21 protein-coding genes and 1 tRNA gene are annotated in these 25,440 nt (G+C 68.3%); 13 read left to right on the top strand and 9 right to left on the bottom strand.

Annotation, left to right across the window (positions count from 1 at the left end):
* Positions 1-4 precede the first annotated feature (4 nt).
* From HDC36_RS21050 to HDC36_RS21005, 10 genes are all read left to right on the top strand, one after another.
* Complete coding sequence (locus HDC36_RS21050; protein WP_179570808.1) at positions 5-1,489, top strand: hypothetical protein; 1,485 nt, start codon at positions 5-7, stop codon at positions 1,487-1,489.
* Positions 1,486-3,519, top strand: coding sequence for an amidohydrolase family protein (locus tag HDC36_RS21045; protein ID WP_179570807.1), 2,034 nt, complete (start codon positions 1,486-1,488; stop codon positions 3,517-3,519). The genes HDC36_RS21050 and HDC36_RS21045 overlap by 4 nt, the downstream gene beginning before the upstream one ends.
* Positions 3,516-4,043, top strand: coding sequence for a RidA family protein (locus HDC36_RS21040; RefSeq protein WP_206229884.1), 528 nt, complete (start codon positions 3,516-3,518; stop codon positions 4,041-4,043). Before HDC36_RS21045 ends, HDC36_RS21040 begins: the two co-directional genes overlap by 4 nt.
* Before the next feature lie 28 nt (positions 4,044-4,071).
* Positions 4,072-5,349 (top strand): aminotransferase class V-fold PLP-dependent enzyme, encoded by a 1,278-nt coding sequence (locus tag HDC36_RS21035; RefSeq protein ID WP_179570806.1) that lies wholly within the window; start codon positions 4,072-4,074, stop codon positions 5,347-5,349.
* Positions 5,346-5,789, top strand: coding sequence for a RidA family protein (locus tag HDC36_RS21030; protein WP_179570805.1), 444 nt, complete (start codon positions 5,346-5,348; stop codon positions 5,787-5,789). The genes HDC36_RS21035 and HDC36_RS21030 overlap by 4 nt, the downstream gene beginning before the upstream one ends.
* The gene (locus HDC36_RS21025) at positions 5,786-7,489 is read left to right on the top strand and encodes a hypothetical protein (RefSeq protein WP_179570804.1); all 1,704 of its coding nucleotides are present in this window, start codon (positions 5,786-5,788) and stop codon (positions 7,487-7,489) included. Before HDC36_RS21030 ends, HDC36_RS21025 begins: the two co-directional genes overlap by 4 nt.
* A 25-nt stretch (positions 7,490-7,514) precedes the next feature.
* On the top strand, positions 7,515-9,254 hold the full coding sequence (locus HDC36_RS21020; RefSeq protein WP_179570803.1) for a peptidase M61: 1,740 nt from the start codon (positions 7,515-7,517) through the stop codon (positions 9,252-9,254).
* 186 nt (positions 9,255-9,440) lie between these two features.
* Positions 9,441-10,166, top strand: coding sequence for a hypothetical protein (locus tag HDC36_RS21015; protein ID WP_179570802.1), 726 nt, complete (start codon positions 9,441-9,443; stop codon positions 10,164-10,166).
* 44 nt (positions 10,167-10,210) lie between these two features.
* Positions 10,211-10,471, top strand: a complete 261-nt coding sequence (locus HDC36_RS21010) for a hypothetical protein (protein ID WP_179570801.1) — start codon at positions 10,211-10,213, stop codon at positions 10,469-10,471.
* Between the two features lie 229 nt (positions 10,472-10,700).
* Positions 10,701-11,690, top strand: a complete 990-nt coding sequence (locus tag HDC36_RS21005; RefSeq protein ID WP_179570800.1) for a DUF4238 domain-containing protein — start codon at positions 10,701-10,703, stop codon at positions 11,688-11,690.
* A gap of 221 nt (positions 11,691-11,911) precedes the next feature.
* On the opposite strand, the gene HDC36_RS21000 is transcribed toward HDC36_RS21005, so the two are convergent.
* From HDC36_RS21000 to murJ, 6 genes are all read right to left on the bottom strand, one after another.
* A tRNA-Thr gene (locus tag HDC36_RS21000) sits at positions 11,912-11,987 on the bottom strand.
* Positions 11,988-12,022: 35 nt separating this feature from the next.
* Complete coding sequence (ispH, locus tag HDC36_RS20995) at positions 12,023-12,973, bottom strand: 4-hydroxy-3-methylbut-2-enyl diphosphate reductase (RefSeq protein ID WP_179570799.1); 951 nt, start codon at positions 12,971-12,973, stop codon at positions 12,023-12,025.
* Positions 12,974-12,980: 7 nt separating this feature from the next.
* Positions 12,981-13,484 carry a signal peptidase II gene (gene lspA, locus HDC36_RS20990; RefSeq protein WP_179570798.1) on the bottom strand — a complete coding sequence of 168 codons (504 nt, stop codon included), beginning with the start codon at positions 13,482-13,484 and terminating at the stop codon, positions 12,981-12,983.
* 106 nt (positions 13,485-13,590) lie between these two features.
* The gene (ileS, locus tag HDC36_RS20985; RefSeq protein WP_179570797.1) at positions 13,591-16,422 is read right to left on the bottom strand and encodes an isoleucine--tRNA ligase; all 2,832 of its coding nucleotides are present in this window, start codon (positions 16,420-16,422) and stop codon (positions 13,591-13,593) included.
* Between the two features lie 6 nt (positions 16,423-16,428).
* Positions 16,429-17,427: a bifunctional riboflavin kinase/FAD synthetase gene (locus tag HDC36_RS20980; RefSeq protein ID WP_179570796.1), complete on the bottom strand. Its 999-nt coding sequence runs from the start codon at positions 17,425-17,427 to the stop codon at positions 16,429-16,431.
* 269 nt (positions 17,428-17,696) lie between these two features.
* On the bottom strand, positions 17,697-19,289 hold the full coding sequence (gene murJ / locus HDC36_RS20975) for a murein biosynthesis integral membrane protein MurJ (protein ID WP_179570886.1): 1,593 nt from the start codon (positions 19,287-19,289) through the stop codon (positions 17,697-17,699).
* A gap of 116 nt (positions 19,290-19,405) precedes the next feature.
* Here murJ and rpsT point away from each other — a divergent pair, with 116 nt between their 5' ends.
* Complete coding sequence (rpsT, locus tag HDC36_RS20970) at positions 19,406-19,678, top strand: 30S ribosomal protein S20 (protein WP_003469619.1); 273 nt, start codon at positions 19,406-19,408, stop codon at positions 19,676-19,678.
* A gap of 124 nt (positions 19,679-19,802) precedes the next feature.
* Here rpsT and cgtA read toward each other — a convergent pair whose 3' ends face one another.
* The 3 genes from cgtA to rplU all read right to left on the bottom strand — a co-directional run bounded on the left by cgtA (position 19,803) and on the right by rplU (position 21,705).
* Positions 19,803-20,873: an Obg family GTPase CgtA gene (cgtA, locus tag HDC36_RS20965; protein WP_179570795.1), complete on the bottom strand. Its 1,071-nt coding sequence runs from the start codon at positions 20,871-20,873 to the stop codon at positions 19,803-19,805.
* A gap of 223 nt (positions 20,874-21,096) precedes the next feature.
* The gene (rpmA, locus tag HDC36_RS20960; protein WP_179570794.1) at positions 21,097-21,372 is read right to left on the bottom strand and encodes a 50S ribosomal protein L27; all 276 of its coding nucleotides are present in this window, start codon (positions 21,370-21,372) and stop codon (positions 21,097-21,099) included.
* Positions 21,373-21,384: 12 nt separating this feature from the next.
* Positions 21,385-21,705, bottom strand: a complete 321-nt coding sequence (rplU, locus tag HDC36_RS20955; RefSeq protein ID WP_039005690.1) for a 50S ribosomal protein L21 — start codon at positions 21,703-21,705, stop codon at positions 21,385-21,387.
* A 294-nt stretch (positions 21,706-21,999) separates the two neighbouring features.
* Between rplU and uvrA the strand changes: the two genes are divergently transcribed.
* Both uvrA and HDC36_RS20945 read left to right on the top strand, forming a co-directional pair.
* A complete protein-coding gene (uvrA, locus tag HDC36_RS20950; RefSeq protein ID WP_179570793.1) occupies positions 22,000-24,966 on the top strand; it encodes an excinuclease ABC subunit UvrA in 2,967 nt (988 codons plus the stop codon).
* Positions 24,963-25,391, top strand: a complete 429-nt coding sequence (locus tag HDC36_RS20945; protein WP_179570792.1) for a thioesterase family protein — start codon at positions 24,963-24,965, stop codon at positions 25,389-25,391. Before uvrA ends, HDC36_RS20945 begins: the two co-directional genes overlap by 4 nt.
* Positions 25,392-25,440 lie beyond the last annotated feature (49 nt).

The following is a 25,440-nucleotide window of genomic DNA, read 5'->3' as shown; positions in this document are numbered from 1 at the left end:
CCCGATGAAATGGATCCACGGCCTGGCCCTGCTGCTGTGCACGGCGCTGCCGTTCGCCGCAGTCGCCGACGACGCGGCACCGCTGCCGCGACCGACCCTGCTGTCCAGCCCGCAGCAGGCCCGCATCGGCGAGCAGCGGCTGCGCTATCGGGTCAGCTTCGACCAACTCGATTTCGCCGCCGCCGACGGCGCCCGCGCCGCCTCGATCAGCGCCATCGGCTATCTGGCCGAGCGCACCGACGCCGGTACGCGGCCGGTGCTGTTCGCCTTCAACGGCGGGCCTGGCGCATCGTCGGTATTGCAGGTCGAAGGCCTCGGCCCGCGGCTGCGCGTGCGCAACGGCAAACGGCAGACGCTGATCGCCAATCCGCACAGCATTCTCGATGCCGCCGACCTGGTGTTCATCGACCCGCCCGGCACCGGCTTCAGCCAGGCCCCGGCCGATGCCGGCGCACGCGCGCGCTACTGGTCCGACCATGGCGACGCCAAGGCCGTGGAGGCGATGATCCGCCACTGGCTGAAGACGCACGGACGCGAACGCGCGCCGCTGTACATCGCCGGCGAAAGCTACGGCGGCTACCGGCTCGCCCTGCTCGCAGCGGACATCGCCGACCTGCGTCCGGCCGGCGTGCTGCTGATCTCGCCGCTGCTCGACGCCACCAGCGGCGACGACAGCCCCGGCAACGACCTGCGCGCGATGTTCGACCTGCCCTCGCTGATCGTCGCCGCCGCCGCCCACGGCAAGGGCGAACTGGCCGGGCAACCGGTCGCAAGCGTCTATGCGCAGGCGCGTGCGTTCGCGCTCGGCGACTACGCACAGGCCCTGTTGCAGGGCAGCGCCTTGCCCGCCGACGCACGCAGCCGCATCGCCGCGCGCCTGGCCGCGCTGCTGGGCCTGCCGGCGCAGGCGCTGCTGGCGGCCGACCTGCGTCCCGATGTCGAAACCTTCCGGCTCGGCGTGCTCGCCGCCGACGGCCGGCAGATCGGCCGGCTCGACAGCCGCATCGCCGCGCCGCTGCCGGCGCCGCACGCGGCCGACAACGGCCGGCCCTCGGCCGCCAACGATCCGGCGCTCGGCCTGGGCCGCAGCAACCAGATCACCTCCACAGTGATGGCCGACTACCTGCACGGCCTGTTCGGCACTGCGTTGCCGCGCGACTACGTCAGCCTGGACATCGACATCGCCATGGCCTGGCGCTTCGCCGCCGACGATGGCGCCGGCCCGCGCCCGTTCGGCAGCGCGCTGCGCTTCAATCCCACCCCGAACCTGGCGCGGCTGGCACAGGCCAATCCCGGCTTCCATGTGCTGGCGCTCAACGGCTACTACGACCTGGCCGTGCCCGCGCTCGGCCCCTGGTACGCGCTGCACCACAGCGCCCTGGATCCGGCGCGCATCGATTTCCGCCTGCTGCCCGGCGGCCATGCGGTGTTCGCGGAAGACGCATTGCGCCCGCAGTTGCACAGCCTGCTGAAGGACTTCCTGCAATGACCCGCACGCTGCCGCTGTCCGCCGCCCTCGCCCTCGCCTGCACGTTCGCCGGCCACGCCGCGAGCGCCGCCACCGCGCCGCAATCGCTGGTGCTGATCGCCAACGGCGAGAACGTCGGCTACCTGAAGGCCACGGCCGACGGCGACACCTACGAAGTCGATTACCACGTCGACAACAACGGCCGCGGCCCCAAGCACCACGAGACGATCGTGCTCGGCGAGCACGCGCTGCCGCTGGCCTGGTCGGTCACCGGCACCTCGCTGATGGGCGGCCAGGTCGCCGAGCGCTACCAATGGCGCGACGGCGTCGCCGAATGGAGCTGCCAGGCCGACAGCGGCCGCCGGCCGCAGCCGCGGCCGGCGCTGTACATCACCAACGACAGCAGTCCGTGGGCGATGTGGACCTACGCCAAGGCCTTGCTGGCCGCGCCCGAACACGCCCTGGACGTGCTGCCCAGCGGCCGCATGCAACTGGAACTGGTCGGCACGCTGGCGCTGCAAGGCCAGGCCGGGGCGCCGCCGCTGCAGGCGCGACTGCTGCGGCTGTCCGGCCTGGACCTGGAACCGCACTACCTCGCCGTCGATGCCGACGACGCCCTGCTGGCCGACATCGACGACGACGCCGTGGCGATCCGCGACGGCTACCAGGCGCAGGTGGCGACCATCGCCGACGCGGTGAAGGCGCAGCAGTTCGCGCATGCGCAGGCATTGCAGCGCCAGCTCGCGCATCCGCTGACGCGCGGCCTGTGGCTGCGCAACGTGCATGTGTTCGATCCGGTCAACGGACTGCGCAGCGACGCGGTGAACCTGCATGTCGCCGACGGGCACATCGTCTCGATGGACGCGCGCTGGCAGCCGGCGCCCGGCGACAGCGTCTACGACGGCAACGGCGGCACGGTGATCCCCGGCCTGCACGACATGCATTCGCACAGCACCCTGTCCTCCGGGCTGTGGTACCTGGCCGCGGGCGTCACCAACACCCGCGACATGGGCAACGACAACGCCTTCCTGCTCGACCTGACCGCGCGCATCGAGCGCGGCGAGATCGCCGGCCCGCGCATCGTGCGCAATGGCTTTCTGGAAGGCCGCAGCGCGTATTCGGCGCGCAACGGCTTCGTCGTCGATACGCTGGACGACGCGCTGAAAGACGTCGCCTGGTACAAGGCCCACGGCTACTGGCAGATCAAGCTCTACAACTCGATGAACCCGGCCTGGGTGGCGCCGATCGCCGATCGCGCGCATGCGCTGGGCATGGGCGTCACCGGGCACATCCCGGCCTTCACCAACGCCGACGCGATGATCGCCGCCGGCTACGACGAGATCACCCACATCAACCAGCTGATGCTGGGCTGGGTGCTGTCTCCCGAGGAAGACACGCGCACGCCGCTGCGACTGACCGCGATGAAGCGCGTGGCCGCGCTCGACCTCGACGCGCCGAACGTGCGCCACACGCTGCAGCTGATGCGCCAGCGCGACATCGCCATGGACACCACCGACGTGATCCTGGAGCGGCTGATGCTGAGCCGCGCCGGAAGCGTGCTGCCCGCCGATGCGCCGTACCTGTCGCACATGCCGATCGCCTACCAGCGCTACCGCCAGCGCACCTTCGTCCCCGACCTCGACGCGCAGACCGATGCGCACTACCGGCAGGCGCTGGACAAGACCCTGCAACTGATCGGCCGCCTGCACCGCCAGGGCACCGTGCTGCTGCCCGGCACCGACGACACCACCGGTTTCACCGTGCACCGCGAACTGGAGCTGTACGTCGCCGCCGGGCTGACCCCGCAGCAGGCGCTGCGCGCCGGCACCTGGCAGAGCGAGCAGCATTTCGGCCGCACCGACCGGCTCGGCAGCGTGCATCCGGGCAAGCAGGCCGACTTCGTGCTGCTGCCCGGCGATCCGACCACCGACATCGCCGCGATCCGCCAGCCCGTACTGGTGGTGAAGGACCAGTCCCTGTACCTGCCCGCCGAGATCTACCGCGCCCTGGGCGTGGCCCCGTTCGCGCCGGCCCCAAAGAAACTTCAATGAGCCCGATCCCCCATCCCATGCAGACCCCGCACGTCCCCCCATCCGACACCGTGAGCGCGCGCCTGCGTGCGCTCGGCATGACCCTGCCGCCGCCGCTGCGCGTGCCCGACGGGGTGATCCTGCCGTTCGCGCCGGTGCACGTGATCGGCACCCGCGTGCTGATCTCCGGCCACGGCCCGCAACATGCCGACGGCAGCATGGCCGGCGGCGTCGGCCGCGTCGGCGACGAGTTGGACGAAGCCCAGGGCTATGCCGCCGCGCGCGCCACCGCCCTGTCGATGCTGGCCAGCCTGGAACGCAGCCTGGGCAGCCTGGAGCGGATCAAGCGCTGGGTGCGCGTGTTCGGCATGGTCCGCTGCGCGCCCGGCTTCCAGCGCCTGCCGAACGTGATCAACGGCTGCTCGGATTTGCTGCTGGCGCTGTGGGGGCCGGAACTGGGCCAACATGCACGCAGCGCGGTCGGCATGGCCGAGCTCCCGTTCGGCATCCCGGTCGAGATCGAAGCCGAAGCCGAACTGCATTGAACTGACCCTCGCCTGCCGGAACGCCACCATGGACACGCGCTCGCCCCGTTTCGATCCCACCCGCCGGCACTTGCTGGCGGCCGCCGGCGCGCTGCCGCTGTCCGCCGCGCTGTCCGGCCTCGCCGGCAATGCCGCCGCGGCCACAGCCACTGCGTCCACGCCCGCACGCGGCCTGCAAGGCCTCAACCAGGCCTTCGAGATCGCCGGCTGCTATCTCAACGGCGCCTACATGCATCCGGTCAGCCGCGCCGCCGCGCAGGCGCAACGCGGCTTCCTCGATGCGCGGCTGATGAACGCCGGGGCCGACAAGGTCGACATGGGCGGCGACCGCGCGCGCGCGATGGCCGCGCTCGGCCGGCTGCTGCATGCGGACCGCGACGAACTGGCGTGGATTCCCAGCACCATGTTCGGCGAGAACCTGGTACTCAACGGCTTGGGCATCCCCCACAGCCGCCAGCGCGTGGTCACCGACGCCTACCATTTCAACGGCTCGCTGTTCATGTACATGGAACTGGCCAAGCGCGGCCTCGACGTGCAGGTGGTGCGCCCGCGCGACAACCGCATCCGCCTGGAGGATCTGGACAAGGCGATCACCCCGGGCACGCGCCTGGTCGCGCTGACACTGGTGTCCAGCGTCAACGGTTTCCAGCACGACCTCAAGGCGGTCTGCGACCTCGCCCACAGCCGCGGCGCGCTGGTCTACGCCGACCTGATCCAGGCCGCCGGCAACACCCCGATCGACCTGCACGGCAGCGGCGTGGATTTCGCCGCCAGCTCCACCTACAAATGGCTGATGGGCGACTTCGGCCTGGGCGTGATGTATGCGCGCCGCGCCAGCCAGGACGCGCTGCGGCAGATGGTATGGGGCTACCGCCAGGAAGGCGAAACGGTCTCGCACATCCTGCCGTTCGACCCGCCCGGCGAGCCGCCGCTGGAGACGCAGGCGATCGGCGGCCTGGCCGGCAAGATCGAGGTCGGCACGCTCAACAATTCCGCCGCCGCCGCGCTGGCGACCTCGCTGGAACTGATCGAGCGCATCGGCGTGGACGCGATCCAGAAATGGCGGCAACCGCTGCTGGCGCGCCTGCACGCCGCGATCCCGCGGCTCGGCTTCGACGCGATGACCCCGCCCGATTCCAGCTCCGCGCTGGTGTCCTTCGCCCAGCGCGACGTCGGCAAGCGATTGGCGCCGAAGCTGAAGGCCGCCGGCGTCGAAGTCACCCTGTACCGCAACTACTTCCGCGTGTCGCCGTCGTTCTACAACGGCAGCGACGATGTCGAACGCCTGATCGAGGCCCTGTCATGAAGCGACTCCCATTGCTATTGCTGTGCACGCTGCTGCCATGGACCGCACAGGCCGCGCCGGCAGCGTTGCATCACTACGGCACCGCGCCCGGCGCGCCGTTCTCGGCCGCGGTGCGTGCCGGCGATACGCTCTACGTCTCCGGCCAGATCGGCAGCGCCGCGCCGGGCGGATTGCCCGAGGATTTCAGCGCCCAGGCCAACAACGCGCTGGACAACGTCGCCAGCGCCCTGGCCCTGGCCGGCGCCGGCATGGACGACGTCGCCAAGTGCACGGTGATGCTGACCGACATGGCGCAATGGCCCGCGTTCAACGCCCTGTACGTGCGCCGTTTCAAACCCGGCCACCTGCCCGCACGCAGCGCCATCGGCGCCAACGCTCTGGCGCTGGGCGCCAAGGTGGAAATCGAATGCATCGCCTACCTGCCCCAGGCCACACCATGACCGCACGCACCTTCCGCTGGCTCCCCCTCGTCCTGCTCCTGGCGCCGGCCTGCGCCGCGCTCGCCGCCGAACCGCCGACAGCTCCGGTCCCGCTCGACGTGGTACTCACGCCCAAGGCCGACGCCGGCCGGATCGGCGCGCTGCAGGTGCACCTGCACCTGCCCGCGCCCAAGGTCGCCGCAGGCGCGCCGCTGCTGCGCATGCCGGTGGAACTGGTGTCCACGCCGACCGCCGCCTACAGCGCCGAACAGATCCAGGTGCGCGACGCGCGCGGCGTCCTGCCGCTGCGCGCGGTCGACGAAGCGCCGGATCCGTCCGGCAAGTACCGCAACTACCTCGCCACCCGCGCCAGCGTCGGCGACGTCGACGTGGACTACGCCACGCCGCCGCGCGCCGTCGATGCCGACACCCGCAACGGCCCGCTGTTCGACCTGCGCGCGCAGGACGGCGGCCTGATGGGCGCCGGCGTCTACTTCATGGCGCTGCCGCCGGGCGAGGCGCCGCGCCGGATCCATCTGCGCTGGGACCTGAGCGCACTGCCGGCCGGTGCGCGCGGCGTGTGGAGCGTCGGCGAAGGCGAGCAGCGCACCACCGCGCCGACCGACCTGCTGCGCTTCTCCTACTACGCCGTCGGCGCGATGCACCGGGTGCCGGAAAACGACGACGACGTCTTCCACTTCTACTGGATGGACACCCCCCCGTTCGACGCGCAACTGCTGGCCAAGCAGACCGGGCAGCTGTACCGCTACATGGCGCGCTTCTTCGGCGACGACGGCTCGGACTATCGCGCCTTCGCCCGCCGCAATCCCTATCCAGCGGGCGGCGGCACCGGCCTGGCGCACTCCTTCATGTTCGGCTACGGGCCGCAGGGCCAGACCATCGCCGAGGGTCCGCAGGCGCTGCTGGCGCACGAGATGGCCCATACCTGGCCCAAGCTCGACGGCGAGGAACACGCGCTCACCGCCTGGTATACCGAAGGCACCGCCGAGTTCTACTCGCTGCTGCTGTCGCTGCGCGCCGGCGTGTACGACAAGGACGCCTTCCTGCAGGCGATCAACCACCGCGCCGACGGCTACTACGACAACCCGTTCCGCGCGCTCGACAACAGCGCCGCCGGCGAACGTTTCTGGAAGGACGCGCGCGCCCAGCGCGTGCCGTACGGCCGCGGCTTCATGTACCTGGTGAGCGTCGATGCGCAGCTGCGCCAGCACGGCCGGCAGGCGCATTCGGTGGACGACCTTGTCCTGGAAGTGCTCAAGCGCCAGCGCGCCGGCGAGACCATCGGCGTACCCGAATGGCGCGCGATGGTGGTGCGCGAACTCGGCGCCGGCGCCGGCAGCGAGTTCGACGCGATGGTCGCCGGCAAGCTGATCGTGCCGCCCGCGCCGGCGTATGGCTGCTACCGCGTGGTGCCGGCGCCGCACCAGCCGTTCGAACTCGGTTTCGATCGCATGCGCATGGGCGTGGTCAAGAACCTGCTGCCCGAATCTGCCGCCGCCCGTGCCGGGGTGCAGGAAAACGACCGCATCGTCGACTACACCCCGCTGGAACAGGCGATGGCCGATGAGCACACGCACATGCAACTGAAACTGGAGCGCGACGGCAAGCCGGTGCAGATCGACTACCTGCCGCGCAGCGCGCGCGTGGACGCCTGGCGCTTCGCCGTCGATCCGGCGCTGGCCGCCCGCTGTTCGCCCTGATCCCCACCTGCCGCGACCCTTGCCGATGAAGATGCCACGCCAACGCTGCCTGTTCCTCGCCCTCGCCGCGGCCGCGTCTCCGGCCCTGGCCGCGACCGATGCGCCCTACGCGATCACCATCCATGCGCAGGCGGACGCCGCCGGCAGCAGGATCGAGGCACTGCTGGTGGACGAAGCCATCCCGCTGCCGGCCACGCCGGCCGGCACCACCGTGCTGGCGATGCCGCACGTGACCAGCAACGTGCCCACCATCGCTGCCAGCGTCGGCGAACTGGCCGCGCGCGACGACCGCGGCGCCGTGCAACTGCGCTATCGCGACCAGGGCGAAGGCCCGGCCCGGCAGCGCGAGTGGTATGCCGACCGCGCTGTCGCCGGCACCCTGCGCTTTTCCTATCGCGCGGCGATGACCGAAGCGCTGGCCGCGCGCGGCGCCGCACCGCCGATCGAACTGCGCAGCGAGGAAGGCGCCTTCTCCGGCGCCGGCGCCACCTTCCTGCTGCATCCGACCAGCGGCCGGCACGACATCGAACTGCACTGGGACCTATCCGCGCTGGGCGCCGGCGCGCATGCCGTGAGCAGCCTGCAGGACCGCAACGCCCGCGACGTGGACATGGAAGCACTGGACAGCAGCTACTTCATGGCCGGCAAGATCGGCCTGTACCCGCAGGCGCCCGACGCCACCGGCTTCTTCTCCGCGTGGCAGGGCAACACCCCGTTCGACGCGCAAAAACTGCTGGAATGGACCCAACAACTGCGCCAGCACTACCAGGCGTTCTTCGCCGTGCCGGCCACGCCGTACGGCGTGTTCCTGCGCCGCAACCGGGTCAACCCCGGCGGCGGCATGGGCATGTACAACTCCTTCATCGTCACCTACGACGACGACCGCGGCAACGATCCGGAACAGCTGGAACTGACCCTCGCCCACGAGATGTTCCACACCTTCCAGCCGCACATGAGTTCGCAGTACGACGGCGAGACGCTCGCCGATTCCTGGTTCAACGAAGGCACTGCGGTGTTCTACCAGGCGCGCCTGCCGTTCCGCTACGGCATGATCGACGCCGATACGTTCCTGAAAGACCTCAACTTCACTGCCGCCCGCTATTACACCAACCTCCTCGGCAACGCCCCCAACAGCGAAGTGTCCACGAAGTTCTGGCAGGACACCCGCATCCGCACCCTGCCCTACGATCGCGGCTTCCTGTATTTCGTCACCGTGGACGACGCGATGCGCAAAGCGAGCGGCGGCCGCAAATCGCTGGACGATCTGATCCTGGCGATGCTGCACCGCCGACAAGGCGACAAGCCGCTCGGCATCGCCGACTGGGAAGCGCTGCTGCGCGACAACCTCGGCGAGGACGCGGTGCGCCAACTGCACGCCATGCTCGACGGCGCCGCACCGCTCCCGGCCAGCGACGCCTTCGGCCCCTGCTTCGAACGCATCTCGCAGCCCATGCGCCGCTACGAACTCGGCTTCGCCCCAGCCGTGCTGACCGAATCCCCGCGCATCGTCCGCGACCTGATCCCCGACTCGGCCGCCGCCAGGGCGGGCGTGCGCAACGGCGACGAGATCACCCGCCCGGTCGGCCAGGATCAGTTGCAGGGCGAACAGGACGGCATCCTCACCCTGCAGCTGCTGCGCGAGGGCAAGCCGTTGACGGTCTCGTACAAGCCGCGCGGGGAAACCATGGCGACATGGCAGTGGCGGCGCAAGCCGGGCAGCGCGCAGATCGCCTGCTCGCTGCCCGCCACCGCGCCTGCGCCATGATCGATCGACTCCTGCCCGGGCATGCGCCTGACACGGTTTCAGCCTCCGGAATGAGCGGGACAGGCTTCACGCAGGCACGGATCGCGGGTCTGCTAGCCTCGGCCTCGAGCCGCCTGCGGGCGCAGCGTTGAGGCCATCCCGTGCATCGGCGGGGCCCAGCAGACAAGCGAACGACAGGAGCGCGCGATGGACTTCCTGAAGATCCTCAAGTCCTTCGAAGACTTCGTCTACGAAGCGCTGACCTGGCTGATCCTGCTGCCGCAGACCCTGCTGCGCATCATGTTCAGCCCGCGCCGCATGGCCACCTACGCCGAGCGCGAACTGGCCTCGGCCGACGACGAACAGCGCTTCGGCGACTCGATCAGCCCGCCCCTGCTGTTGATCCTGTGCATTCTCATCGCCCACCTGGTCGACCTGGAAATCCGCGCGCAGACCCCGACCGACTCCGGCTCCCTGGCCGACGCGCTGCTGGCCTCCGAGCAGAACCTGCTGCTCTACCGCACCATCGCCTTCGGCGTCTGGTCACTCGCCGGCGCGGCCTGCTACTTGGTCGGCGAGCGCATCCCGATCAACCGCCAGACCCTGCGCGGCCCGTTCTACGAACAGTGCTACCTGGTCGCGCCCTTCGCCCTGGTGGTGTCCATCGGCGGCTCGCTGCTCCTGATCGGCACCGACGCCGAATTGCCCGGCGCCTGCATGATCCTGGCAGCGGTGCTGTGGTTCTGGTGCGTGCAGATCGTCTGGTTCCGCCACCGGATGCGGATCGCCCTATGGCGCAGTGCGGTTGCCTCGACCATCACCCTGCTGATCGGGGCGGGGATCAACCTGGGCGTGGGGCATGCGTTGTCGCATGTGCAAAGCGGGAAGGAAGCGCCGGCGGCCGAGGCTGATTCCAAGACAAAGTCTGGTTAGCCTACTCCTGCAGCAACTCGACAAAGCCGCTCGGCATCGCCGACTTGGAAGTGCTGCTCCGCGACCACCTCGGTGAGGACGCAGTCCCCAACTGCACGCCATGCTCGATGGCGCCGCCCTGCCCCTGCTTCGAACGCGTCTCGCAAACCATGCGCCGCTACGGACTCGGCTTCGCCCCTGCGGTACTGACCGAATCTCTACGCATCGTCCGCGACCTGATCCCCGGCTCGACCGTCTCGAAGGCCGGCGTGCGCAACGGCGAAGCGATCATCCTCCTGGTCGGCCAGTACCAACTAAAAGGCTAACAGGACGGCATCTTTACTCGGCAACTGCTGCGCGACGGCCGCTGAGCATCGCATGCAAACCGCGCAGGGAGACCCTGCGACGTGGCAGTGGCGGCGCATTCAGGCGAGTGCCATAACTAGTTGTTAGATGTATGAACGATAGGTCGTAGCGCCCATTTGCGTCATCTACGATGTCTGATCAAGATCGAGGCAGGACTATTATCGCTAAGCCCTTGACCTCCAATCGCGCATGTACGAAAAGCGAAAGCACCACTTCGTCCCAGTTACCTACCTCAAGGGCTTTACAGCCATTGAAGGGTCGCTCCATGTATACCGCAAGGCGGACCCGACGAAGCCATTCGTCTGCAAGCCCGAGAACATCGGATTCACTAACTACTACTACGGATTCGACAAGGCTGATGGGACCTTTGATACAAACAGCCTGGAAGATGCCTTTCAGCTCGTAGAAAACGACTGGCCCGCGTCCCTGGCCGCTGCGCGAAACCGCTCGGAATTGCTAGGCAACGATCTAGCACGGCTTCTTGAGTACATTGCACTGCAACGTGCGCGTGTTCCTGCCACGCGTGACAGTTATGAAAGATTCCAGGCTGCTGGAATTCTGGCCACGGCGCGTCAACTCCATGCCCAAGGAAAGCTTCCACCGATCCCAGGTGGTAGAGAAGACATATTGGACGACCTGGAAATCACAGTGTCCCCACAATCGTCTCTACGCGGCATCGCGGTGGCGCTGGAGGCCTGTGAGAAAGTCTTCAACAGTCTCAACTTCGGAATTCTTCGGAATGAAACGGAGGTCCCTCTTCTGACAAGCGACAATCCGGTCATTTGGTTCGACCCATCCATGGAGGAGGACCTTATTCAACCCTATCGCATCACACAGAACGGCCCTATTGATCTCTTCTTTCCTATGGCACCGGATTTGCTTCTCTACGGCTGGAATCCACGTCATGCGGAAGAGTTCCTTTTTGATGGCGTTCGGCATGGTGCACTAACCGATCCAGATCGAATCGCGTTCGTGAACAGGATGATTGTCCGTTTCGGCTACCACACCGTGTTTTCAACATCGGCCTCAGATGCCCCCCAAATAGCACCCTATGCCACGATGTCGCCCACTCTGAGCACCGCGGAAGTTCCCGTGATCGGGGGCAGACTGGTAGTGGGAACAATGACGTTTGGGCCTATGGCGCAGAAGACCAAGTGGAAACCAGAGGACACGAGCTAATGAGCCCAGGATCATCCGGACCCTCTCGTTACTCGCTTCGCCACCAAGACTATTGAATCCGGGGCCGGAAACAGGTGTCGAATCTGGAACCTGTGAGATTGCAAAACACGCGATTGGAAGCGGACAGGCCTCAAATCTCTCTTGACGGATCAATTTCTGAAGATTCCGCCCCTGCAGACAAACAAAAAACCCCGACCAAGGCCGGGGTTCTTCGCTGCATCTGGTGCCGGAAATAGGAATCGAACCTACGACCTACGCATTACGAATGCGCCGCTCTACCAACTGAGCTATTCCGGCTGAACCGCCAATTCTAGGGGGGCGCCGGCCGCCGGTCAATTGACCAGGCGCAGGCGCAGTTCCTTGGGCAGGGCGAACACCATCGACTCCGGTTCGCCGGCCAGTTCGCCGACGCCGTCGGCGCCCAGCTCGCGCAGCCGCGCGATGACCCCGTCCACCAGCACCTGCGGCGCCGAGGCGCCGGCGGTCAGGCCGATGCGGCGCTTGCCGGCGACCCAGGCCGGGTCGATCTCGTCGGCGCCGTCGATCAGGTAGGACTCCACCCCGTCGCGTCGCGCCAGCTCGCTGAGCCGGTTGGAATTGGAGCTGTTCGGCGAGCCGACCACCAGGACCAGGTCGCACTGTTTGGCCAGGTCGCGCACCGCGTCCTGGCGGTTCTGGGTGGCGTAGCAGATGTCGTCGTTCTTCGGCCCCTGCATCGCCGGGTAGCGCGCGCGCAGCGCGTCGATGATGCCGCGGGTGTCGTCCACCGACAGCGTGGTCTGGGTGGTGTAGGCCAGGTTCTCCGGCTGCTGGATGTCCAGCGTGGCGACCTGCTCGATGTCCTCGACCAGGTAGATGCGCCCGGCGCCGCGTTCGCGGTTCCACTGGCCCATCGTGCCCTCCACCTCGGGGTGGCCGGCGTGACCGATCAGCACCACGTCGCGGCCGGCGCGGCAGTGCCGGGCCACCTCGAAATGGACCTTGGTGACCAGCGGGCAGGTCGCGTCGAACACCTTCAGCCCGCGCCGCTCGGCCTCCTGGCGCACCGCCTGGGACACGCCGTGGGCGCTGAAGATGACCGTGTTGCCGTCGGGTACCTCGTCCAGTTCCTCGACGAAGATCGCGCCGCGCTGCTTCAGGTCGTCGACCACGAAGCGGTTGTGCACCACCTCGTGGCGCACGTAGATCGGCGCGCCCAGGGTCTCGATGGCGCGTTTGACGATCTCGATCGCACGGTCGACGCCGGCGCAGAAACCACGGGGATTGGCAAGCAGGACGTCCATGCGCCAATTATCCCGCTTTTCGCTTCGACTTGCCGTCGAACACGCCGAACAGGGCGATGCCCACGGCGCCGGCGACGATCGCCGAGTCGGCGATGTTGAACGAAGGCCAGTAGTGGTCGCCCACGTACCACTGGATGAAATCGACCACGTGGCCGTGCATCAGCCGGTCGATCACGTTGCCGATCGCGCCGCCGATGACCAGGGCGTAAGGCATTGCGCTGCGCCAGTCGCCGCGCGGGGTGCGCGCCAGCCACCAGGCCAGCAGGCCGCTGATGCCCACCGCCAGCGCGGTGAAGAACCACAGCTGCCAGCCGCCGGCCTGGCTCAGGAAACTGAACGCGGCGCCGGTGTTGTAGGTCCGGTACCAATTCCAGAAGCCGTCGATCACCGGCACCGCGGTGAACTCGGGCAGGCTGGACAGCACCCAGGCCTTGCTCCACTGGTCCAGGCCGATCACCAGCGCGGACAGCAGCAGCCAGATCAGGGCGGAGGGGTTGGGTCGTACGGTCATGCGCGGGGTCCGCCTCGGGCGAAGGATGGATGCAACGAAAATCTACGCGGGGACGCCGGCGGCGACGGCGAACGCGTCGCCGCCGCCCCTGCCGCGCAGGGGCGGATCAGAACCAGTGGCGCTCCTCGCCCGGTCCTTCGACGTTGCCGACGCAGCGGCCGCACAGGTCCGGGTGCGCCGGATCCACGCCCACGTCGGCGCGGTGGTGCCAGCAGCGCACGCACTTCTGCTTGCTGGTGGCCTGGGCGCTGACGAAGATCTCGTCGGTGCTGGCCTCGCGCACCACCACGTCGCCGCTGATGAACAGGAAGCGCAGTTCCTCCTGCAGCGGCTGCAGCTTGGCGGCGGTGGCCGCGTCGGCGGCGACGGTGATCTCCGCCTCCAGCGCCGCGCCGATCACGCCGTTGCCGCGCATCGGCTCCAGCACCTTGGCCACCTGCTCGCGCAGCGCCAGCAGCTGCTCGAAATCGGCCGCGCTCAGCGGCGCATCTTCCGGCAGCGGCGCCAGGCCTTCGTACCAGGTCGCGAACAGCACGTTGCCGACATGCGCGCCGGGCAGGTAGCCCCACAGTTCGTCGGCGGTGAAGCTCATGATCGGCGCGATCCAGCGCACGAACGCTTCGGCGACATGGAACATCGCGCTCTGCGCCGAACGCCGGCCGTGCGAGTCCTCCGGCATGGTGTACAGCCGGTCCTTGGTCACGTCCAGGTACAGCGAACCCAGGTCCACGCTGCAGAAGTTCAGCAGCGCCTGCACGATCGCGGCGAAGTCGTAGCGCGCGTAGGCGGCCTTGATCTGCTCCTGCACCTCGTAGGCGCGATGCACGATCCAGCGGTCCAGCGCCACCAGCTCCGGCAGGGTGCGCAGGTGCGCGGCCGGATTGAAGCCATGCAGGTTGCCGAGCAGGAAGCGCGCGGTGTTGCGCAGGCGCCGGTAGGCGTCGGAATTGCGCTTGAGGATCTCCTGCGACAGCGACATCTCGTTGCTGTAGTCGCTGGAGGCGATCCACAGGCGCAGGATGTCCGCGCCCAGCGTCTTCATGATGTCCTGCGGCTCGATGCCGTTGCCCAGCGACTTGGACATCTTGCGGCCGTGCTCGTCCACGGTGAAGCCGTGGGTCAGGCACTGCCGGTACGGCGCCGCCTGGTCCAGCGCCACGCCGGTCAGCAGCGAGGACTGGAACCAGCCGCGATGCTGGTCCGACCCTTCCAGGTACAGGTCGGCCGGCTTGGGAATGCCGCGCTCGGCCAGCACCGCCTCGTGGGTCACACCCGAATCGAACCACACGTCGAGGATGTCGGTGATCTTGTCGTAGTCGGCGGCTTCGTCGCCGAGCAGTTCGGCGGCGTCGAGCGTGTACCACACGTCCACCCCGCTCTCCTCGACGCGGTCGGCGACCTGGCGCATCAGTTCGGTGCTGCGCGGATGCGGCTCACCGGTCTCGCGATGCAGGAACAGCGCGATCGGCACGCCCCAGGTGCGCTGCCGGGAGATGGTCCAGTCCGGGCGCCCGGCGACCATGCCGGCGATGCGCGCCTGGCCCCAGGACGGATACCAGTGCACGCCCTCGATCGCCTTCAGCGCATCGGCGCGCAGGTTGGCCTGCTCCATCGAGATGAACCACTGCGGCGTGGCGCGGAACGCGATCGGGGTCTTGTGCCGCCAGCAGTGCGGGTAGCTGTGGACCATGCTCGCGTGCGCCAGCAGCGCGCCGCGCGCGGCCAGCACCTCGGCGATGGTGTCGTTGGCCTTCCAGATATGCAGCCCGGCCAGCGCCACGCCGTCGGCCGGCGGAGTCGACGGCAGGTACACGCCGCGGCCGTCGATCGGATTGATCTGTGCGGCGGTGTAGCGCTCGATCAGGCCGTACTGTTTGGCCGCCACGTAGTCTTCCTGGCCGTGCCCGGGCGCGGTGTGCACCGCACCGGTACCGTCCTCGTCGGAGACGTGGTCGCCGAGGATCAGCGGGATGTCGCGCTCGTCGTAGAACGGATGCGCCAGCAACTGGTGCTCCAGCGCCGCGCCGGCGACGCGGCCGTGCACCACCACCTCGGTCACGCCGTAGCGCTGCAGCGCGCGCTCGGCCAGCGCATCGGCCAGCACCAGCCAGCGGCGGCGACCGTCGTGCGCCGGGCCCTCGACCAGGGCGTAGCTCAGGTCCGGCCCCAGCGACACCGCCAGCGAGGCCGGCAGCGTCCACGGCGTGGTGGTCCAGATCGGCACCGCGACTTCCACATCCTCCGGCAGCGCGACGCCGAACGCGGCGGCCAGCGCCGCGCCGTCGCGCGCGGTGTAGGCCACGTCCACGGTCGGCGACTGCTTGTCGGCGTATTCGATCTCCGCCTCGGCCAGCGCCGAGCCGCAATCGAAGCACCAGTGCACCGGCTTCACGCCGCGGGTCAGGTGGCCGTTGTCGACGATCCGGGCCAGCGCGCGCATCTCGTTGGCTTCGAAATGGAAGTCGAGCGTGCGGTACGGGTTGTCCCAGTCGCCGATCACGCCCAGGCGCTTGAAATCGCGGCGCTGGATGTCGATCTGCTCGTTGGCGTACTCGCGGCACTTCTGCCGGAACTGCGCCGCATCCAGCTTGACCCCGACCTTGCCGTACTTCTTCTCGATCGCGATCTCGATCGGCAGGCCGTGGCAGTCCCAGCCCGGGATGTACGGCGCATCGAAGCCGGCCATGTACTTGGACTTGACGATGATGTCCTTGAGGATCTTGTTGACCGCATGGCCGAGGTGGATCGCGCCGTTGGCGTACGGCGGGCCGTCGTGCAGCACGAACAGCGGCCGGCCCTGGGCGTTGTCGCGCAACTGCGCGTACAGCCCCTCGCTCTCCCAGCGGGCCAGCGTGTCCGGCTCGCGCTTGGGCAGATCGCCGCGCATCGGGAAGTCCGTCGCCGGCAGGTTGAGGGTGGCTTTGTAGTCCTGGGTCACGGGGATTTACCGGTTGTCTTCAGTGGAGAGTCCGCGCGCGGAGGCGCGGGCTTGTGCGGGCGGCAGCGCGGGGCGCTGCGCCGACGCGAGCAGGCGCCGGGCCAGCGCGGCGTCGCGATGCATCTGTTCGGTCAGCGCCGGCAGATCGGAGAACTTTTCTTCGTCGCGCAGCTTGGCGACGAATTCCACGGCGATGTGGCGTCCGTACAGGTCGCCGTGGAAATCGAACAGGTGCGCTTCCAGCAGCGGCTCCACGCCCTGCACCGTCGGCCGCGTGCCGAAGCTGGACACCGACGGCCACGGCTGCTCGGTCACCCCGTGCACCCAGGTCGCGTAGATGCCCGACAGCGCCGGCGTGCGCGGGAAGCGCAGGTTGGCGGTGGGATAGCCAAGGGTGCGCCCGAGCTGCTTGCCGCGCACCACGCGGCCGTCGATCGCGTACGGGCGGCCGAGCAGTTCGGCGGCATGGGCGAATTCGCCGGCCACCAGCAGTTCGCGGATCCGGGTGCTGGAAATGCGCTCCTCGCGCAGGTGCACCGGCTCAATCTCGCCGGCGGAAAAGCCCAGGTGCGCGCCCATCTCGCGCAGCAGCGCGATGTCGCCGCCGCGCTTGTGACCGAAACGGAACGCCGGGCCGATCCACACCTCGCGCGCCTGCAGCCGCTCGACCAGGGTGCGCTGCACGAAGTCCTGCGCGCTCATCGACGACAGGCGCAGATCGAAACGCAGCAGGCCCACGCTGTCCATGCCGAGCTGCTGCAGGCCTTCGACCTTGGCCCGCGGCAGGGTCAGCCGCGGCGGCGGCGAGGCCGGCGCGAAGAACTCGCGCGGCAGCGGCTCGAAGCTCAACGCCACCGCCGGCACCCCCAGCGCGCGGGCACGCGCCAGCGCATGGCGCACCAGCGCGCGGTGGCCCAGATGCAGGCCATCGAAGGCGCCGATGCAGACCACGCTTCCCTGCGGGAACAAAGTCCCGCCCTCGACGTCTCTAAACAGCCTGCTCATTCCTCGGTCCGAAGCGCCGGCGCTGGAATGCGCCGGCCGATGATGCGTAACCGTCGAGTATAGCGGGGAGTGGCAAGACCCGGGACGGCAGGCCCGCCGCCAGTGGAATCGCCGCCAGGCCATCGGACCGAGGCGGGCGCCGCTTTTCTGTAGGAGGGGCTTCAGCCCCGACGCCTTACCGGCAGAGCATCGGGGTTGAAACCCCTCCTACAGAAAGCGCAAATGCCGCACTTGCGAATCCCCAATCCCCAATCCCAATATCCCGGCCGTCAATGCTCGCGCAGATCCCGCGGCCGGAAGCCCAGCGCCAGCAACGCCAGCAGGTACACCGCCCCGCCGCCGCCGACCAGCGCCAGCAGGCTGCCGATGCGGTGCCACTTGTCCATGGTGGTGAACCCCGGCAGCCAGTGCAGGCCCAGCCCCAGCACCGCGGCCATCGCCGCGCAGGCCACGCCCAGCCGCAGCAGGTAGCCCGCCCAGCCCGGCCGCGGCCGGTACACCTCGGCGCGGCGCAGCCAGCGCCACAGCAACGACAGGTTGATGTAGCTGGCCACCGCGCTGGCCAGGCCCAGCGCCAGGTGCAGGCCCGGCACCGCCGCCAGCGCCGCGCGCACGCCCTGCGCGCGCAGCTCGGCCGGCACCCACAGCTGGTACAGGATCGCCAGGAACAGCAGGTTCAGCACCATGTTCGCGACCAGCGCGACCACGCCGGCGCGCACCGGGGTGCGCGTATCCTGGCGCGAGTAGAACGCCGGCAGCAGCACCTTCAGCAGCGCGAACGCGGGCAGGCCGAAACTCAGCCCGAACACCGACATCGCCGCCATGCGCGTGTCGAACGCGGTGAACTTGCCGTACTGGAACAGCGTGGCCACCAGCGGCTGGCTCAGCAGCATCAGCCCCAGCATCGCCGGCACCGCGATCAGCAGCGTGGTGCGCAGGCCCCAGTCCAGCGCATTGGAGAAGCCGGCGTGGTCGGTCTTGACGTGGTGCCGCGACAGCGCCGGCAGGATCACCGTGCCCAGCGCCACGCCGAACACGCCCAGCGGCAGTTCCAGGAAGCGGTCGGCCTGCGACAGCCAGCTCTGCGAGCCGGCGAACAGGAACGAGGCGATTACCGTGTCCAGCAGCAGGTTGATCTGCGCGATCGAGGAGCCGAACAGGGTCGGCACCATCAGCGTCAGCACCCGGCGCACGTCCGGATGGCTCCAGCCCCAGCGCGGCAGGGTCAGCAGGTCGATGCCGCGCAACGCCGGCAGCTGGAACAACAGCTGCAGCGCGCCGGCGACCAGCACCGCCCAGCCCATCGCCAGGATCGGCACCTCCAGCTTCGGCGCCAGCCACAGCGCGCCGGCGATCATGCACAGATTGAGGATCACCGGCGTCAGCGCCGGCAAACCGAAACGGTTGAAACTGTTCAGCGCACCGCCGGCCAGCGCGGTCAGCGACACGAACAGCAGGAACGGGAAGGTCAGCCGCAGCAGGTCCACGATCAGGCCGAACTTGGCCGGGTCGTCGCTGGAGCCGGGATTGAACAGCAGCGCCACCTGCGGGGTGAAGATCAGCCCCAGCGCGGTGACCAGCAGCAGGATCCCGCCCAGGGTGCCGGACACCCGCGACATCAGCGCGCGCAGGTCGGCATGCGGCCGGGTTTCCTTGACCTCGGTGAACACGGGCACGAAGGCGGTGGCGAACGAGCCTTCCGCGAACAGCCGGCGCAGGAAGTTCGGAATGCGGAACGCGACCCAGAAAGCGTCGGTGGTCGCGTTGGCGCCGAACGAAATGGTGATAGCCTGATCGCGTACCAGCCCCAGCACGCGCGAGACCATGGTCATGCTGCTGAACGAAAGCAGCCCGCGGGACATGCGCGGCGCGCTCATGCAGCGACCCTCTTGACAATTGGCTTGACGCAGTTGTTTAGAACCTTCATACTCTCCCGCTTGTTTTTATCCACCACACAGCTTTCCAGGAAACCACCACCGTGGCCAATATCAAGTCCGCCAAGAAGCGCGCCAAGCAGACCGTCGTGCGCAACGCGCGCAACACGGCTCAGCGTTCGATGCTGCGCACCGCCGTCAAGAAGGTCATCAAGGCCCTGGACGCCAACGACGCCGCCGGCGCCGAAGCCGCTTTCGCCGTTGCCCAGCCGATCCTCGACCGTTTCAGCTCGCGCGGTCTGATCCACAAGAACAAGGCTGCGCGCCACAAGAGCCGCCTGACCGCCCGCATCAAGGCGATCAAGACCGCCGCCTAACCGGCTGTGGTCGTTGCCGGAGGCGCCAGCGCTTCCGGCACTACGAAAAAGCCCGGCCTCGGCCGGGTTTTTCGTGTGCGTGCGATCCGTTGGCGACAACCGTGCGCCGGACCGGCCGCCGCGCTCAGAGCGCATCGGCGGCAGGCGCATTGGCGGCCGCCTCCAGCGCATCCTCGCGCTGGCGGTCGAAGAACGCCATCACGTCCTTCATGATCGGCCAGGTGCCGTCGCGGCCCAGCGCCGACACCAGGTACCACGGCTGGGTCCAGCCGAGTTCGGCGACGACCTGCTCGGCCAGCGTGCGCGCCTCGTCCTCGAACAGCAGGTCGGCCTTGTTCAGCACCAGCCAGCGCGGCTTGGCCAGCAGCTCCGGGTCGTGCTTTTCCAGCTCGCGCTCGATCGCGCGCACCTGCTCGGTCGGCGACACGCCATCCACGCCGCCTTCCATCGGCGCCAGATCCACCAGGTGCAGCAGCAGACGCGTGCGCTGCAGATGGCGCAGGAACTGCGCACCCAGGCCGGCGCCATCGGCCGCGCCCTCGATCAGGCCCGGAATGTCGGCGATCACGAAACTGCGGTAGGCCTCGACGCTGACCACGCCCAGGTTCGGATACAGCGTAGTGAACGGATAGTCGGCGACCTTCGGCGTGGCCGCGGACACCGCGCGGATGAAAGTGCTCTTGCCGGCATTGGGGAAGCCGAGCAGGCCGACGTCGGCGAGCAGCTTCAGCTCCAGCTTCAGCACGCGCTCCTCGCCCTCCTCGCCCGGCGTCGCCTTGCGCGGCGCGCGCGTCACCGAGCTCTTGAAATGCATGTTGCCCAGGCCGCCCTTGCCGCCCTGCGCGACCAGCAGCCTGTCGCCGTGCGCGACCAGGTCGCCGATGGTCTCGTCGGTATCGACGTTGATCACCACGGTGCCGACCGGCACGGTGATGACCAGATCTTCGCCGGCCTTGCCGTACATCTGCCGGCCCATGCCGTTCTCGCCGCGCTGCGCACGGAACGCGCGCTGATGGCGGAAATCGACCAGGGTATTGAGGTTCTCGTCGGCGACCAGCCACACGCTGCCGCCGTTGCCGCCATCGCCGCCGTCCGGCCCGCCCAGCGGGATGAACTTCTCGCGGCGGAAGCCGATGCAGCCGTTGCCGCCATTGCCGGCACTGACCTGGATTTCTGCTTCGTCTACCAACTTCATGGGATTTGGGATTCGCGATTCGGGATTGGAAAAACCACCGGATGCCGCAGTTTAGCGGCCCCGGCAAAGAACGGAGGCAACGAATCAGGGACTCGGCGGGATCCGCTTTCGCGAATCCCCAATCCCCAATCCCAATATCCCGGCCCTCCAACGAAAAACCCCGCCGAAGCGGGGCTTTCGTCAGCAAGCCCGCGCCGTGGCGCAGGCCCTGGAGGCGAAACGCTTACGCCTCGGCAGTCGCCGCTTCGGCGACCACGCTCACGGTGCGACGCTTCTTGGCGCCCTTCACCGAGAACTCGACCTTGCCGTCGACCAGCGCGAACAAGGTGTGGTCGCGGCCCAGGCCGACGCCCGAACCCGGGTGGAACTGGGTGCCGCGCTGACGCACGATGATGTTGCCCGCCTCGATCGCCTGGCCGCCGAACATCTTCACGCCCAGGTATTTCGGGTTGGAGTCGCGGCCGTTGCGCGAGGAACCTACGCCTTTTTTGTGTGCCATGACTGCTGCTCCTTACTTCTTGTCGCCACCGGCAATGCCGGTGATCTCGATTTCGGTGTAATGCTGACGATGTCCCTGACGCTTCATGTGGTGCTTGCGGCGGCGGAACTTGATGATGCGCACCTTGTCGGCGCGGCCATGGGCCACGACCTTCGCGGTGACGGTGGCGCCGTTCAGCGCGTCACCGAGCTTGATGCCGTCGCTGTCGCCCAGCATCAGGATGTTGTCGAACTTGATCTCGTTGCCGGCTTCGACTTCGAGCTTTTCCACGCGGAGCGTTTCGCCCTGCGCGACGCGGTATTGCTTACCGCCGGTTACCAGTACTGCGTACATGACCAGACTTCCTCTGTAGTTATTGTGGTCGCCCCTGCCGTGCCTCTTCGGGCAGACAGGAGCGGAATTGTAATGGCTTCAGCGGGTTAGGGTCAAGTCCCCGGTCCGGCGCGGATGCGGCCCCGGCGCCCCGTCGCGATTGGCTGAACCGGCCAGCCGCGGCCCGCCCCGAATCCTGGCAAATCCGGCAATTGCCCCCACCTGACAAGCTGGGTACGCTGATCGATTGCCGTCCCCTCTCCGCCCCCACGCTGGCCCCGGGCTGTCGCCCGGCCGGCACAACACGGACCCCTCATGGCGATGGATTTCATCCGCATCCGCGGCGCGCGGACGCACAACCTCAAGAACCTCGACCTCGACCTGCCGCGCGACAAGCTGATCGTGATCACCGGCCTGTCCGGCTCGGGCAAGTCGTCGCTGGCGTTCGACACCATCTACGCCGAAGGCCAGCGCCGCTACGTGGAGTCGCTGTCGGCGTACGCGCGGCAGTTCCTCAGCGTGATGGAAAAGCCCGACATCGACCACATCGAAGGCCTGTCGCCGGCGATCGCGATCGAGCAGAAGTCGACCTCGCACAACCCGCGCTCCACGGTCGGCACCATCACCGAGATCTACGACTACCTGCGCCTGCTGTACGCGCGCGTCGGCCAGCCGCGCTGCCCCGACCACGGCTATCCGCTGGAGGCGCAGACGGTCAGCCAGATGGTCGACCACATCCTGAGCCTGGACCCCGAGCAGCGCTACATGCTGCTGGCGCCGGTGATCCGCGACCGCAAGGGCGAGCACGCGCAGGTGTTCGAGCAGCTGCGCGCGCAGGGCTTCGTGCGCGTGCGCGTGGACGGCGAGCTGTACGAGATCGACGCGGTGCCGGCGCTGGCGCTGCGCCAGAAGCACACCATCGAGGCGGTGATCGACCGCTTCCGCCCCCGCGAGGACATCAAGCAGCGCCTGGCCGAGAGCTTCGAGACCGCGCTGAAGCTGGCCGACGGCATGGTGTCGGTGCAATCGCTGGACGACACCGCCGCCGCGCCGCACCTGTTTTCCTCCAAGTACAGCTGCCCGGTCTGCGACTACTCGCTGCCGGAGCTGGAACCGCGGCTGTTCTCGTTCAACGCGCCGATGGGCGCGTGCCCGAGCTGCGACGGCCTGGGCGTGGCCGAGTTCTTCGATCCCGAGCGCGTGGTGGTGCATCCGGAGCTGTCGCTGTCGGCCGGCGCGGTGCGCGGCTGGGACCGGCGCAACGCCTACTATTTCCAGCTGATCGCCTCGCTGGCCAAGCACTACAAGTTCGACGTGGACGCGCCGTGGCAGTCGCTGCCGGCGAGCGTGCGCCAGGCGGTGCTGTACGGCAGCGGCGACGAGACCATCACCTTCACCTACTTCACCGATGCCGGCGGTCGCACCCAACGCAAGCACCGCTTCGAAGGCATCATCCCCAACCTGGAACGCCGCTACCGCGAGACCGAATCGCCGGCGGTGCGCGAGGAACTGGCCAAGTACATCAGCCAGCGGCCGTGCCCGGACTGCAAGGGCGCGCGCCTGAACAAGGCCGCGCGCAACGTGTTCGTCGCCGACCGTCCGCTGCCGGACCTGGTGGTGCTGCCGATCGACGACGCGCTGACCTTCTTCCGCCAGCTCGACCTGCCCGGCTGGCGCGGCGAGATCGCCAGCAAGATCGTCAAGGAGATCGCCGAGCGGCTCGGCTTCCTGGTCGACGTCGGCCTGGATTACCTGACCCTGGAACGCAAGGCCGACACGCTGTCCGGCGGCGAGGCGCAGCGCATCCGCCTGGCCAGCCAGATCGGCGCCGGCCTGGTCGGGGTGATGTACGTGCTCGACGAGCCGTCGATCGGCCTGCACCAGCGCGACAACGAGCGCCTGCTCGGCACGCTGACGCGGCTGCGCGACCTGGGCAACACGGTGATCGTGGTCGAACACGACGAGGACGCGATCCGCCTGGCCGACTACGTGCTGGACATCGGCCCCGGCGCCGGCGTGCACGGCGGCGAGATCGTCGGCCAGGGCACGGTGGCGGACCTGCTGAAGGCGCCGCGCTCGCTGACCGGCCAGTACCTGTCCGGCAAGCGCCGCATCGAGATCCCGGCCAAGCGGCACAAGGCCAATCCGAAGATGACCCTGCACCTGCGCGGGGCCACCGGCAACAACCTCAAGAACGTGGACCTGGACATCCCGGCCGGGCTGCTGACCTGCGTCACCGGCGTGTCCGGCTCGGGCAAGTCGACGCTGATCAACGACACCCTGTTCACCCTGGCCGCCAACGAGATCAACGGCGCCTCGCATACGGTGGCGCCGTACCGCGAGATCGAACACCTGGACCTGTTCGACAAGGTGGTGGACATCGACCAGTCGCCGATCGGGCGCACCCCGCGCTCCAACCCGGCCACCTACACCGGCCTGTTCACGCCGCTGCGCGAGCTGTTCGCGCAGGTGCCCGAATCGCGCGCGCGCGGCTATTCGCCGGGCCGTTTCAGCTTCAACGTGCGCGGCGGCCGCTGCGAGGCGTGCCAGGGCGACGGCCTGATCAAGGTCGAGATGCACTTCCTGCCCGACGTGTACGTGCCCTGCGACGTGTGCCACGGCAAGCGCTACAACCGCGAGACGCTGGAGATCCTGTACAAGGGCTTCAACATCAACGACGTACTGCAGATGACCGTGGAGGACGCGCTGCGGCTGTTCGAGCCGGTGCCGACCATCGCGCGCAAGCTGGAGACGCTGGTCGATGTCGGCCTGAGCTACATCAAGCTCGGGCAGAGCGCGACCACCCTGTCCGGCGGCGAGGCGCAGCGGGTGAAGCTGTCCAAGGAACTGTCGCGCCGCGATACCGGCCGCACCCTGTACATCCTCGACGAGCCGACCACCGGCCTGCACTTCCACGACATCGAAGCGCTGCTGGGCGTGCTGCACAAGCTGCGCGACGAAGGCAACACCGTGGTCGTGATCGAGCACAACCTGGACGTGATCAAGACCGCGGACTGGGTGGTGGACCTGGGTCCGGAAGGCGGCCATCGCGGCGGCACCATCCTCGCCACCGGCACCCCGGAGGACATCGCCGCGCATCCGGATTCCTACACTGGCCAGTTCCTGGCCAAGTTGCTGCCCGCCGGCACCGTGGCCAAGCCGACCAAGCCGGCGGCGATGGCCAACAAGCCCGACGCGCTGCCGCCGCGCAAGAGCAAGGCCGAGAAGGCCGCCGCCAAGAAGGCGGCTAAAAAGACCACGACCAAGAAGGCCGCACGATGAGCGCATCCCCCACCGATTCCTCCCCCTCGCACAAGCCGCTGGCGCGCGTGCCGATCAGCGTGCGCTGGCGCGACATGGACAGCATGGGCCACGTCAACAACGCCAAGTACATCTCCTACCTGGAAGAAGCGCGCGTGCGTTGGCTGCTGAACGTGGAAGGCTTTTCGATGCGCAACCGCATCGCCCCGGTGGTGGCGGCGACCAACGTCAACTACCGGCGCCCGATCGTGTGGCCGAACGACATCGTGGTGGAGCTGTTCGTCGAGCGCATGGGCAGCAGCAGCATCACCGTCGGCCACCGCATCGTCGACCAGACCGACGAGAGCGTGCTGCACTCGGACGGCAACGTGGTGGTGGTGTGGATCGACACCGAAACCGGCAAGAGCGCGCCGCTGCCGGACGAGATCCGCGCGGCCTGCAGCTGATTGAAAAGCCGGGATTGGGGATTGGGGATTCGGGATGACCAGCCGTTCG

It is taken from the genome of Xanthomonas sp. JAI131, from assembly GCF_013410075.1.
Lineage (GTDB): Bacteria > Pseudomonadota > Gammaproteobacteria > Xanthomonadales > Xanthomonadaceae > Xanthomonas_A > Xanthomonas_A bonasiae.
This window is presented reverse-complemented; position numbering and strand designations above follow the sequence as displayed.